General features: G+C 60.0%; 11 protein-coding genes. 1 reads left to right on the plus strand and 10 read right to left on the minus strand.

Annotated features, from left to right (window positions below; genetic code table 11):
- Positions 1-6: 6 nt before the first annotated feature.
- The 7 genes from bioB to ACR3XE_RS10025 all read right to left on the minus strand — a co-directional run bounded on the left by bioB (position 7) and on the right by ACR3XE_RS10025 (position 7,719).
- Positions 7-1,017: a biotin synthase BioB gene (gene bioB, locus ACR3XE_RS09995; RefSeq protein WP_473697794.1), complete on the minus strand. Its 1,011-nt coding sequence runs from the start codon at positions 1,015-1,017 to the stop codon at positions 7-9.
- On the minus strand, positions 1,014-2,291 hold the full coding sequence (locus tag ACR3XE_RS10000; RefSeq protein ID WP_486185697.1) for an O-acetylhomoserine aminocarboxypropyltransferase: 1,278 nt from the start codon (positions 2,289-2,291) through the stop codon (positions 1,014-1,016). The genes bioB and ACR3XE_RS10000 overlap by 4 nt, the downstream gene beginning before the upstream one ends.
- A gap of 30 nt (positions 2,292-2,321) precedes the next feature.
- Entirely contained in the window at positions 2,322-4,451 is a 2,130-nt protein-coding gene (scpA, locus tag ACR3XE_RS10005) for a methylmalonyl-CoA mutase (RefSeq protein WP_473697793.1), read from the minus strand.
- Positions 4,452-4,453: 2 nt separating this feature from the next.
- A complete protein-coding gene (locus tag ACR3XE_RS10010; protein ID WP_473697792.1) occupies positions 4,454-5,236 on the minus strand; it encodes an enoyl-CoA hydratase-related protein in 783 nt (260 codons plus the stop codon).
- 113 nt (positions 5,237-5,349) lie between these two features.
- Entirely contained in the window at positions 5,350-5,787 is a 438-nt protein-coding gene (mce, locus tag ACR3XE_RS10015) for a methylmalonyl-CoA epimerase (RefSeq protein WP_486185698.1), read from the minus strand.
- Between the two features lies 1 nt (position 5,788).
- Complete coding sequence (locus ACR3XE_RS10020; RefSeq protein ID WP_473697791.1) at positions 5,789-5,956, minus strand: hypothetical protein; 168 nt, start codon at positions 5,954-5,956, stop codon at positions 5,789-5,791.
- A gap of 230 nt (positions 5,957-6,186) precedes the next feature.
- Complete coding sequence (locus tag ACR3XE_RS10025) at positions 6,187-7,719, minus strand: acyl-CoA carboxylase subunit beta (RefSeq protein ID WP_486185699.1); 1,533 nt, start codon at positions 7,717-7,719, stop codon at positions 6,187-6,189.
- A gap of 105 nt (positions 7,720-7,824) precedes the next feature.
- Between ACR3XE_RS10025 and ACR3XE_RS10030 the strand changes: the two genes are divergently transcribed.
- On the plus strand, positions 7,825-9,243 hold the full coding sequence (locus ACR3XE_RS10030) for a helix-turn-helix domain-containing protein (protein ID WP_486185700.1): 1,419 nt from the start codon (positions 7,825-7,827) through the stop codon (positions 9,241-9,243).
- A gap of 32 nt (positions 9,244-9,275) precedes the next feature.
- Here the strand turns inward: ACR3XE_RS10030 and ACR3XE_RS10035 are convergent, their stop codons facing one another.
- From ACR3XE_RS10035 to pgi, 3 genes are all read right to left on the minus strand, one after another.
- A complete protein-coding gene (locus tag ACR3XE_RS10035; protein WP_473697789.1) occupies positions 9,276-10,292 on the minus strand; it encodes an NAD-dependent epimerase/dehydratase family protein in 1,017 nt (338 codons plus the stop codon).
- Between the two features lie 80 nt (positions 10,293-10,372).
- Entirely contained in the window at positions 10,373-11,719 is a 1,347-nt protein-coding gene (gor, locus tag ACR3XE_RS10040) for a glutathione-disulfide reductase (RefSeq protein WP_473697788.1), read from the minus strand.
- A 111-nt stretch (positions 11,720-11,830) separates the two neighbouring features.
- The gene (gene pgi / locus ACR3XE_RS10045; RefSeq protein ID WP_473697787.1) at positions 11,831-13,336 is read right to left on the minus strand and encodes a glucose-6-phosphate isomerase; all 1,506 of its coding nucleotides are present in this window, start codon (positions 13,334-13,336) and stop codon (positions 11,831-11,833) included.
- Between the last annotated feature and the right edge of the window lie 26 nt (positions 13,337-13,362).

The raw sequence follows: 13,362 nt of genomic DNA on the forward strand, positions 1-13,362 counted from the left end.
GATATTTCACTCCGCCGCCTCCACAGCCTCACGCTGCCGCATCGGCTCTTCGCTCTCCATCGGCTTGAGCCCCAGCTTCTCGAACAACGCCGCATCGGCGCTGTCGCCACGGTTCCCCGTTGTCAGCAGCTTATCACCCGTAAAGATGCTGTTCGCGCCCGCCATAAAGCACAAAGCCTGCGTCGCCTCCGACATGCTCTCGCGCCCCGCCGACAGCCGCACCATGCTCATCGGCATCGTGATGCGCGCCACCGCGACGGTGCGGACGAATTCGATGTCGTCGATCTTGGCGAGTGGCGTGTCAGCGAGCATATCGCCGAGCACGGTGCCCTTCACCGGCACCAGCGCGTTGATCGGCACGCTGCCCGGATGTTCGGGCAACGTCGCCAGCGCGTGGACAAATCCGACGCGATCACTGCGCGTCTCGCCCATGCCGATAATGCCGCCCGAACAGACATTGATGCCCGCCTGTCGCACTTCCTCCAACGTATCGAGCCGCTCCTCGAAGGTCCGTGTCGTGATGACATTGCCGTAATTCTCCGGCGATGTGTCGATATTATGGTTGTAATAGTCGAGCCCCGCGGCACCCAATATCTGCGCCTGCTCCTTGCTGAGCATCCCCAGCGTCATGCAGGTTTCCATCCCCATCTGCCGCACGCCCTCGATCATCTCGACAATCGCGGGCAAGTCGCGGTCCTTGGGGTTGCGCCACGCGGCCCCCATACAGAAACGCTGCGACCCTGAATCCTTGGCCTGCGCCGCCGCCTGCAGCACCGCGCGAACGTCCATCAGCTTGGTGGCTTTAAGTCCGCTGTCGGCATGGACCGACTGGCTGCAATAACCGCAATCTTCGGCACAACCGCCCGTCTTGATGCTCAGCAATGTGCAAAGCTGCACCTCACCCGCCGCATGATGACGCCGATGAACGCCCTGCGCCTCCCACATCAAATCATCGAACGGCAGGTCGAACAGCTCCGCAATTTCCTCGCGGGTCCAGTCCGTACGCGTCTCGGTCATGCAATTTTCTCCAGCGCTTGCGCCAAGTCGGCAATGATATCGTCAATATGTTCAACCCCTACCGACACCCGCACGACGTCGGGACCGGCGCCCGCCTCCAGCAATTCGCTCTCGCTCAACTGGCGGTGAGTGGTTGATGCGGGATGGATAATTAGCGAGCGTGTATCGCCCAGATTGGCCAGGTGGCTGAACATCTCGACCGCCGAGACCAGCGCGACACCCGCATCATAGCCGCCCTTCAAACCAAAGGTGAAAACCGCCCCGCCCTTGCCTCCCAGATAGCGTTTGGCGCGATCATGATAGGGATCATCGGGAAGACCAGCATAGGACACCCAGCTAATTTTCGGATGCTTCTGCAGCCACTCGGCCAGCGACTGAGCGTTGGAACAATGCCGCTCCATCCGCAGGTGAAGCGTTTCCATCCCCGTCAGGGCCAGAAATCCGTTCATCGGGGCGAGCGCCGGTCCCAAATCGCGCAGCCCCAGCGCCCGACACGCCAGGATAAAGGCCACCTCGCCAAAAGCGTCGGTAAACACCTTGCCATGATAGGAAGGGTTGGGCTGACTGAGATAGGGGTAGTTACCCGATTTGGCCCAGTCAAAGCGGCCGCTATCGACGATAACCCCCGCGATGCTGTTGCCATGTCCATTCAGGAACTTCGTCGCCGAATGGACCACAATGTCCGCGCCATGCTCGATCGGACGGCACAGCATCGGCGTCGCCATGGTATTATCGACGATCAGCGGCACACCGGCCTGATGCGCGACATCGGCAATGCCCGCAATGTCCTGGATCACGCCGCCCGGATTGGTCAGGCTTTCGATGAACACCGCGCGCGTTTTGTCATTGATCGCGGCGGCGACATTGGCGGGGTCATAGGCGTCGACAAAATGCGTCTTCCACCCCATTTTGGGAAAGCTGTGGCCGAGTTGGTTGAGCGATCCGCCATAAAGCTTGTTCGCGGCAACAATTTCGCACCCCGGTTCCATCAATGTATGAAACGCCAGAAACTGTGCGGCATGTCCCGACGCGGTGGCAAGGCCCGCCGCCCCGCCTTCCATCGCCGCAACCTTGGCTTCAAACGCGCCATTGGTCGGGTTCATCAACCGCGTGTAGATATTCCCTGCTATGTCGAGGTTGAACAGACCGGCGGCATGATCGACATCGTCAAACACATAGGATGCGGTCTGGTAAATGGGGGTGATCCGCGCCTTGGTCGTCGGGTCAGGAGCGGTTCCGGCGTGGACCGCCATGGTATCCAGTTTCTGTATCACGTCGTCATCATCCTTCTCATCTCAAACATCTCACGCGGCGGTATCGGCGTCGCGCGGCGGCATATTATGCCCCAGCAAACGCAGCACATCGGCGGCGCATTCGACGACATTGCTTCCCGGCCCGTAAATCCCCTGCACGCCCGCATCGCGCAGATAATCATAATCCTGCGGCGGAATAACACCGCCGGCAATCACCTTGATATCGCTGCGTCCCGCTTCTTTCAGCCTGTGGATAAGGTCGGGGATAAGTGTCTTGTGCCCCGCCGCCAGACTCGACGCGCCGACCGCATCAACCTGACTTTCCAGCGCCAGAACCACGGTCTCTTCCGGCGTCTGGAACAGCGGCCCGCTAACCACATCAAATCCCATATCACTGAACGCACTGGCGATGATGTTGGCACCGCGGTCGTGTCCGTCCTGCCCCATTTTGGCGATCAGCAGCTTGGGCGCGCGTCCCAGTCGCCGTTCGACCGCCGCTACGCCATCGCGGACCTGTGCATAGCGGTCATCATCGCCATAGGCTGTGCCGTAAATGCCTTTCACCGGAACCGGTTGGGTGGCATAGCGGCCAAAGGCGCTTTCCATTGCGTCCGAAATCTCGCCGAGCGTCGCGCGCTCACGCGCGGCATCGACCGCAAGCGCGAGCAGATTGCCCTTATCCCTGGCGCCCTCGGCCAGCGCGATCAACGCCGCCTGACAGACCGCCTCGTCGCGGCTGTCCTTCATCGCCTTGATGCGCGCAATCTGGCCGTCGCGGACCTTGGCATTATCGACCTCCAGCGTGTCGAGATAATCCTCGCCCGCGAGCCGATATTTATTCACCCCGACGATGACATCCTCGCCCTTGTCGACTCGCGCCTGACGCGCGGCGGCGGCTTCCTCAATCACGCGCTTGGGCATCCCCGACGCGACCGCCTTGGTCATACCGCCCATCGCGTCGACCTCGCCCATGATCGCCCACGCCTGATCGACCAGCTCCTGCGTCAGTGCCTCGACATAATAGCTGCCACCCAGCGGATCGACGACCTTGGTGATCCCGCTTTCTTCGGCCAGCACGATCTGTGTGTTGCGCGCGATGCGGGCGGAAAAATCGGTCGGCAGCGCAATGGCTTCGTCGAGCGCGTTGGTGTGCAAACTTTGTGTTCCGCCCAGCGTCGCCGCCATCGCCTCGATCGTGGTGCGGATGACATTGTTGTACGGGTCTTGCTCTTGCAGCGAGACGCCCGAGGTCTGGCAATGCGTCCGCAGCATCTTGGACCGTTCGGACTGCGCGCCCAGCCCGTCCATCACGCGATGCCACAAGGTCCGCGCCGCGCGCAGCTTGGCCACTTCCATGAAAAAATTCATGCCGATGCCGAAAAAGAAGGACAGGCGACCAGCAAATTTGTCGATGTCGAGGCCGGTTTCCATGGCCTTTTGCACATATTCCTTGCCGTCGGCGATGGTGAACGCCAGCTCTTGCACCGCCGTCGCGCCCGCTTCGTGCATATGATAGCCCGAAATGGAGATGCTGTTGAACTTCGGCATGTTCGCGCTGGTGAAAGCGATGATATCGCTGACAATCCTCATGCTTGGTTCGGGTGGATAGATATAGGTGTTGCGGACCATGAACTCTTTCAGAATGTCATTCTGAATCGTTCCGTCCAGATCGGCGGTCGCCACCCCCTGCTCCTCTCCCGCAACGATGAAGAACGCCAAGATCGGGATGACCGCACCGTTCATCGTCATCGACACCGACATTTTGTCGAGCGGGATGCCGTCGAACAGGATTTTCATATCCTCGACGCTGTCAATCGCGACCCCAGCCTTGCCGACATCGCCGGTGACGCGGGGATGGTCGCTGTCATAGCCGCGGTGTGTGGCCAGATCGAAAGCGACCGACAGCCCCTTCTGCCCCGCCGCCAGATTGCGACGATAGAAAGCGTTCGATTCCTCCGCTGTTGAAAAGCCCGCATATTGCCGGATCGTCCACGGCCGACCCGCATACATCGACGCCCGCACCCCGCGTGTGAAAGGCCCAAATCCGGGCAAGCCGGGGTCCCCTGCATCCTCCGCAGTATAGAGCGGCTTGACGGTGATGCCTTCGGGCGTTTCCCAATCAAGGTCCCGGCCCCTCACCTCTTTATCGGCGGCGGCTTTCCAGTCTTCGCGGGTCGTCATGCCTATTGTCCTTTGAACACCGGTTTGCGCTTTTCGAGGAAAGACATGCCGCCTTCCATCGCATCGGCGCTGCTGCCCGCAATCCGCTGCCCCTCGGCCTCGCGGACCAGCGCGCTGGCATAATCACCATCGAGCGCAGCAGCGAGGTTGCGGCGCATGATACCCAACGCGAGCGTCGGTCCATTGGCCAGCCGTGCCGCAAGGGCTTTGGCCTCGATCAACAGTTCGGCATCCTCAACGCATTTGTAAATCAGCCCCCAATCGGCAGCCTTCTCAGCACCAATCTTCTCACCCAGCAACATCATTTCGGTCGCGCGTGCCTTGCCGACCAGTCGCGCAAGCATCCAGCTGGCGCCGCCATCGGGGACCAGCCCGATATTGACAAAAGCCTGCAGGAAATAGGCCGACTTGCCCGCAATCGCGAAATCGCTCGACAGCGCCAGGCTGCACCCGACGCCCGCCGCCGGGCCATTGACCGCGGTGATGAACGGAATGTCGAGCTTGGAAAGCTTCATCATCGTCGGATTATAATGCCGGGTCAGCGCGCCATAGCTGCCGCCGCTGCCCGTCACCGACGCGGTCCCGCGCGCCTGCAAATCGGCCCCCGAACAAAAGGCCCGCCCCTCGCCGGTTATCAGCAAAGCCCGCGCACCGCCCAAATTGTCGAGCGCATCCGAAATCTCGTCCGCCATCGACGGAGGCATCGCATTCAGCCGATCGGGCCGGTTCAGCGTGATCGTCGCAACATCGTCCGCAATGGCGAGCTTGATGGTTTCGTAGGTCATTAAATTCCTTTCAAAGTCCGTCACCCCAAACTTGGTTCAAGGTCCATGGCCTAAGGATGCGTCGTCAGGCCATGGATGCTGAAACAAGTTCAGCATAACGAAGAAAACAACGGTCAGTGCGCGCCCTTTGGCGTCTCCATAATCTCGGTCAAAATACCGCCCATGTCGCGCGGGTGGACAAAGAAGATCAGCGTCCCATGCGCCCCGATCCGCGGTTCGCCCAGCACGCGCTTTCCCATTGCCTCAAACTCGGCCTTGGCGGCGTGAATTTCGGGCACTTCATAACACATATGATGCTGCCCCCCCGCCGGATTCTTGTCGAGGAAGCCCTGAATGGAGGTGTTACCGGGCAACGGCTCGACCAGCTCGATCTGCGTCCCGTTCAAGCCCGTATCGGTCGGCGTATCGACAAAGCACACTTTCACCCCCTGATCGGGCAGGTCGAACGGTTCATGGATCTGCGTCGCGCCCATCACGTCGCGGTAAAAGATGATGCTGTCGGCGATCGACGGCGTTGCGACGCCGATATGGTTGAGGCGGCCTAGTTTCATCTCACCAACCCCCGTCATTGCGAGGAGCCGAAGGCGACGCGGCAATCTCCAGCTCGCAACATAGTGCAAGGTCGATAGCTGGAGATTGCTTCGCTGCGCTCGCAATGACGGCGTTGTCGGCGATCGACTGCGTCGCAACGCCGATGTGGTTGAGGCGGCCTAGTTTCATATTATTCTCAGTCCATACAAAAGGTTATATACTGCGTTGGTCCGTGTCTGGACTCGTTTTAAGCACTCGTCCCGCGCAATGAGCGTGGATGGCTTGCCTGGATCAAAATGCCCACAAACTTCGCTTTCCAGCGCGTAACGTTCATTCTCGAGCCTCACAATTGAAGCACCAAACCAAACTACGATACCGAGCAGAATGACGATCAAAGCATTTTTCATGAAATCAAATTCCTAGAGTGGAATATTGTCATGCTTCTTCCACGGATTTTCCAACTGCTTGTTCCGCAATTTCCGCAGCCCCAACGCAATCCGTCGCCGTGTCGAATGCGGGTAAATCACCTCGTCGATGAACCCCTTGCTCGCCGCGACAAACGGGTTGGCAAAGCGGTCTTCATATTCCTTGGTGCGTTCGGCGATTTTCTCCGGATCGCCGATGTCGCTGCGAAAGATGATTTCGACTGCGCCCTTCGCACCCATCACCGCGATTTCGGCGGTCGGCCACGCATAGTTCAGGTCGCCGCGCAGATGCTTTGACGCCATCACGTCATAAGCGCCGCCATAGGCTTTGCGCGTGATGACGGTGATTTTGGGCACCGTCGCCTCGGCATAGGCGAACAGCAATTTTGCGCCATGTTTGATGATGCCGCCATATTCCTGGCTCGTGCCGGGCAAAAAGCCGGGGACGTCGACAAAGGTGACAATCGGAATCTCGAACGCATCGCAAAAACGCACAAAGCGCGCCGCCTTTTTCGACGAGTTGATGTCGAGCACCCCCGCGAGCACCAGCGGCTGGTTCGCAACAATCCCGATCGTGCGCCCTTCGATACGGCCAAAGCCACAGATAATATTCGCCGCATGGGCGGGCTGGATTTCAAAAAAGTCGCCTTCGTCCACCGTTTTGCGGATCAGTTCGTGCATGTCATAGGGCTGGTTGGCGCTCGGCGGGATCAGTGTGTCGAGGCTGGGCTCGGTGCGGTCCCACGGGTCATTCGTCGGGCGTTCGGGAACCCCGGCCTGATTATTCTCGGGCAGATAATCAAAGAAATCGCGCGCGGCGAGCAGCGCCTCGATGTCATTTTCAAACGCCACATCGGCGACCGAGCTTTTGGTCGTGTGGGTGATCGCGCCGCCCAGCTCTTCCTGCGTGACCACCTCGTTGGTCACGGTTTTGACCACATCGGGGCCGGTGACGAACATATAGCTCGAATCCTTCACCATGAAGATGAAGTCGGTCATCGCGGGGCTGTACACCGCGCCGCCCGCGCATGGCCCCATGATCAGGCTGATTTGCGGCACCACGCCCGACGCCAGCACATTGCGCTGGAACACCTCGGCATAGCCGCCCAGCGATGCCACACCCTCTTGAATTCGTGCGCCGCCACTGTCGTTCAGGCCGATGACCGGCGCGCCGACCTTCATCGCATTGTCCATCACCTTGCAAATTTTTTCGGCATGACGTTCGGACAACGACCCGCCGAACACGGTGAAATCCTGACTGAATACGAAGACCAGACGCCCGTTGATCGTTCCCGATCCCGTGACCACGCCGTCCCCCGGAATGACCTGTTTTTCCATGCCGAAATCGGTGCAATTATGCTCGACATAGGTGTCCATTTCCTCGAACGATCCCTCGTCGAGCAGCACCAGCAACCGCTCTCTTGCGGTCAGCTTACCCTTGCTATGCTGTGCATCGATGCGCTTTTGCCCGCCTCCCAAAGCAGCGGCGGCGCGGCGGTTTTCCATTTCAACGATATTGGCGGACACAGGCAACCTCTTTCGATTATCATTCAACACCTTCTCCTGCCCGCTCTGCCTGATCCATGCAAATGTGAAATTGCAAAGTTGCAAAGTTTATATTTGCAAACTAGGATGGCGTGCATGGCCCAAACGCGACTCTATGCCGGGCAACAGCTTCGCCAACTTCGGCAGGACCGTGCCCTCAAACAGACTGACTTCGCCGAACAGCTTGGCATTTCCGCCTCCTATCTCAGCCAGATCGAACATGACGATCGCCCGCTGACCCCTGCCCTCCTCGAACGGCTACAACGCTATTTTCCGCTCGAATGGGAAGATGTCGCCGCCGACGTCGGTGATCGTCGTCAGGCCGCGCTGCGCGAAGCCGCTTCCGATCCTATGTTCGTCGCGCATCCGATGCCACCCGACCAGATCGAGCGCGCCGCCTTGCAACAGCCGCAGCTTGCCGACCAGTTCGTCACGCTCCACGCCGCCTATCGCCGCGCCGGACAGCGACTACAAATCATCGACGAGGCGCTGACTGGCGGAGGAGCAGAGGGCAGCCGTCTGCCGTGGGAGGAAGTGCGCGACTGGTTCCACGATGCGGGCAATTATGTCGACCGGCTGGACCGCGCAGCCGAAACGCTCGCCAACGAACTGCGGCGCGGCGTCGCCTCGCCCACCATCGACGACATTGACCGCCGCCTGCGCGATGCGCTGGGTATTTCCATCGTCTATCGGCAAACCCCTGCGCTGCGCGACTATGACGCGACAATGCGCCATCTGGTGGTCGACCCGTCACAGCCCGCCGAAAGCCGCCGGTTCCAGCTTGCACATCAACTGGCCGCACTCGCGCTCGTCGACGAAATTGCTGAGGTGGTAGAGGCCAGCCCGCTGCGCACAGCGGCGGCGCGCCAATTGCTCCACGTCGGCCTCGCCAACTATGCCGCAGGCGCGGTGCTCATGCCCTATGCGCCCTTTCGCGCCAGCGCGCGCTCGTCACGGCACGACATCGACCGGCTGCGAGCGGAATATGGAGTCAGTTTTGAACAGGCCTGCCACCGCCTCTCGACGCTGCAACGCCCCGGCGCGCGCGGGATTCCGATGTTTTTCTGCCGCGTCGATATGGCGGGAAACATTACCAAACGCCACAGCGCCACGCGGCTGCAATTCGCCCGTTTCGGCGGCGCCTGTCCGTTGTGGATTGTCCACGAAGCCGTCGCCATTCCCGATCGCATCCTGTTCCAGCTTGCCGAAACCCCCGATGGCCTGCGCTATGTTTCAATGGCCAAGGGGCTGGTCAAACCATCGGGCAGCTATGCCCGCAGTCCGCGCCGCTATGCTGTCGCGCTGGGGTGTGAGGCGCAATATGCTGGCGAATTTGTCTATGCCGATGGTGTCGACCTGATCGCCGAACATGCCGCAACCCGCATCGGCGTTTCATGCCGCATCTGTCCGCGCGACGATTGCGACCAACGCGCCTTCCCGCCCAGCGATCGCCCGATCCTTGTCGATCCCGACCGCCGCGACGTCGTGCCCTATCGGATAGGGTAAATCTCCCCTGCCGCTTGCGGGAGGGGGACGGCCTAAACCTTGACAATTCCGCGCTCGAACAAACTGTTCGCGGTCGCCAAAATGGCCTCTTCGGGTAGGCGGATAGTCCAGCCGAGAGTCTTTTCGGCATGGCTTGAATCGCCGCCCCGCACATTGCCCAATTCATTGACCAACTGCTTGAGTTCGGGCCGCACCAGCGCGAACAGCCGCAGCGCCCAGTCGGGCATCCGGCGCGATGGAACCTTGCGCGCGCTCTCTCCCAAATTGTCGCGCAGGATTTTCGCGACGTCGATCATCTTCAGAAACGGTCCCGAGCAAACATAACGCTCGTCCTTGACCCCCGCCGTGGTCATCGCGCGATAATGAAGGTCGGCAACGTCGCGCACATCGATGATTCCGAAACCAATGTCGGGGCACATGGGCACGCTGCCTTCCAGCAATTGTTTGACCAGTTCGATAGAGGTCGACAAATCGTCGCTGATCAACGGGCCGAACACCGCCGCCGGATTCACCGACGCAAATTCCATATCGCCGCCATCGGCCGCGACCCAATCACGCGCTGCGCGCTCGGCCACCGTCTTTGATTGCATATAGGGCATTACGCCGGGGGCATCGAGCTGGGTCCAGTCGGCCTCGCTATACATGCGGTCGCCTTTGCCATGACCATAGGCAATCGCCGCCATCGACGACGTCAGGACAAAGCGTTTGACCCCCGCCGCTTTCGCCGCATGCAAGGCGCGCAGGGCACCATCGCGCGCGGGTATAATCAGATCATCGGGGTCTTTGGGGACTTGCAACGGAAAGGGCGAAGCGACGTGCGCGACATGGCTGCACCCCGCCATCGCCTCTGTCCAGCCGGCATCATCGTTCAGGTCAGCGGCAAAGAATCTCAGCTTGCTGTCATCAACGCCCAGCCACCCGCGCACCTCGGCCTCACGGCTCAGGCTGCGGACGCTGGTGTGAACCGTCCAACCATTTTCGATTAGCTGGCGGATCAGGAAACCGGCAATATAGCCCGACCCTCCCGACACAAAGGCAGTTCCCGACATCGCTTCCCTCCATTGATGTTATGGCCCGCAGTCTACGCTTTACGGGCCAAAACACAAGGATAGGTTGCAGGCGAAAACCTTTATTTGAACAGCACCAATTCCTCGGCCATGCTCGGGTGCAAAGCGACGGTCTCGTCGAACTGCGCCTTGGTCAGTCCGGCCTTCACCGCAATAGCCGCCGCCTGCAGGATTTCGGGCGAATCCGGCCCGATCATGTGCAGCCCGACAACCTTGTCGGTCGAGGCATCGACGATCATTTTATACAGAGCCCGCTCATTGCGACCGGCGAGCACATTCTTCATGGCACGAAAATCGCTGGTGTAGGTGCGGATGGTGCCAAGCTTGTTGCGTGCCTGCGCCTCGGTCATCCCGACCGCGCCTATCGGCGGATGGCTGAACACTGCACTCGGGATATTCTCATAATCGACCGTCGTCGGCTTTTCGCCATAGTAAGTGTCGGCAAAAGCCTGTCCTTCGAGGATCGCAACGGGGGTCAGCTGGACACGGTCGGTCACATCACCGACAGCAAAGATGCTCGGCACCGATGACTGGTTCTGCGCGTCGACCTTGACCGCGCCGCCTTTGGCTTGATCGACCCCGACGTCTTCGAGACCCAGTCCCTTGACGTTGGGAACGCGGCCCGTCGCGACCAGCACAATATCGGCCTCGATCGGATCGCATCCGCCCAGATGAACGATCAGCCCGCCATCCTTGCCCTTGACGATTTTTTCAAATGGTGCGTTGAATTTGAACTCGATACCTTTGGCCATCGACAGCTGGAGCAAACGGTCGCGGATTTGCTCGTCATAGCCGCGCAAAATCGTGTCGCTGCGGTTGACGATGGTGACCTTGGCGCCAAACTCATTGAAAATCCCGGCGAACTCATTGGCGATATAGCCGCCGCCCGCAATCACGACGCGTTTCGGCATGGTGTCGAGATGGAAGACCTCGTTCGAAGTGATCGCATGTTCGCTGCCCGGAAAATCGGGCATGAAGGGCCAGCCGCCGGTCGCAATCAAAATCCGTTCGGCGGTGATTTCCTTGCCGTCATCAAGCTTGATCTTTTGCGGACCAACCAATGTCGCGCGGTTCTTGTACAGCGTGACATCATGGTTCTTCAGCGTTTCGCCATAAATGCCCTCAAGCCGCGCAACCTCGTCCAGCACATTGTCGCGCAGCCGGTTCCAGTCAAATTTGCAGTCGGGAACGTCCCAGCCAAAATTGCGGGCATCTTTCAGATCCTCGGCAAAATGCGCGCCATAGACGAGCAGCTTTTTGGGCACACAGCCCCGAATGACGCAGGTGCCACCGACCCGATGCTCCTCGGCAATCGCGACCTTCGCTCCGTGCGAAGAGGCGACACGCGCCGCGCGCACGCCGCCCGACCCTGCGCCGATGACAAACAGATCAAAATCAAATTTACTCATGAATGGGTTCCTGTTCTTGGCCATTGGCTGCATTTCGGTCAGAAACCCTAATTGGTTACTCCGCTGCTCATTTCCAATCGGAAATCTGCATCAGTCTTATCGGCGGCATGCCTAAGCGTCGAACGCAGCGTCCATCAATGCCTTGGTAGCCGGGTCAAATTCCATCGACCCTTCACCCAGAGCCTTGGCCATTTCCTTGCCCAGCTCGACGCCGAACTGGTCGAACGGGTTAATCCCCAGCAACACTGCATTGGCAAAAACGCGGTGTTCGTAAAAGGCGATCAGCGCGCCCAGGCTGCGTGGCGACACCTGATCGAGCAATATCGTCGTCGAAGGCCGGTTGCCGGGATAATTGCGCGCGCCATCTTTGCTCGCGCGTCCAGTCATCAGCGCCGCGCCTTGCGCAATACAATTGGCGACGAGCGTTTCGTGATGCGCCTCGTCGAGCAAATGGTCGGGCTCGCGCGCCACGACAAATTCGACCGGAATCAGATGCGTCCCCTGATGGAGAAGTTGGAACACCGCATGTTGGGCATCGGTCCCGACCCCGCCCCATGTGACCGGTGCCGTCGCCCGTCCCACCGCGTCGCCTGTCAAAGTCACAGCCTTGCCGTTCGATTCCATTTCCAACTGCTGCAAATAGGAAGGCAACAGCCGCAGCCGCTCGTCATAGGCAAAAACCGCCCGTGTCTGGCACCCCAGACGGTTGGCGTAAATCTGGTCGACATAGGCGGCAAGCAAACAGACATTGTCTGTGCCGTTGGACAGGCGGAAATGCCGGTCCATCTCTCCTGCGCCTTCCAACATTTCGGCAAAGGCGTCCCAGCCGAGCGCCAAGGCGGCGGGAAAGCCGATTGACGACCAAAGCGAATATCGCCCGCCAACCGTCTCGTTGAACGGCAGGATGCGGGTCTCGTCGACCCCCCATTCCATCGCGCGGTCAGGGTTGGCGGTCAGCGCAATGACGCGGCCATAGGGGTCGTCCACCCCCGCCTCGTCCAGCCATTGGACCGCAGATTCGGCGTTGAGCAGCGTTTCGGTGGTGGTGAAGGTTTTGGAGGCGACCGCGACCAACGTATAGGCCGGATCAAATTTCGCGTACACTTCGCTTAGCGCCGCGCCATCGACGTTTGACACGACCGCGACATCATAGCGCGAGCCATGCCTTCCCAGCGCGTCGATCAGCAAATCGGGGCCGAGCGCAGACCCGCCAATGCCGATATGCAGCAGGTGGCGGATTTCGCCAAATGCCCCGGCCTCTATGGCATCGACCATCATCCGCATCCGTTGGTGCAGCGCCTGGGCAAGATGCACCGATTCGGGCGCGCCATCACCGCGTTCGGCACTATGCTCCGCGGCGCGGTCTTCGGTCGGGTTGGCAATGCCGCCCGAAAACAAAACCTTGCGGCGACCTGCGAAATCCTGCGCCACCGCCAGATCGTTCAGCGTCGCCAGCGCCGCATTGTCCAGATGGGTCTTGGCAAAATCGAACCGCAGATCGGCAACAGTGCGGACAAGCTGTTGCAAACGCGCCTCGGGCGTCGTCGCTACCAGCGCCGAAAGCTCTTGCGGCTGCCAATCGGCCAAAGCCTGCCACGCCGTCGCTGCACCTGTCATTCACGCCATCCTCAAAATTGCAAAAA

This window comes from Sphingopyxis sp. 10G20-10, from assembly GCF_057365075.1.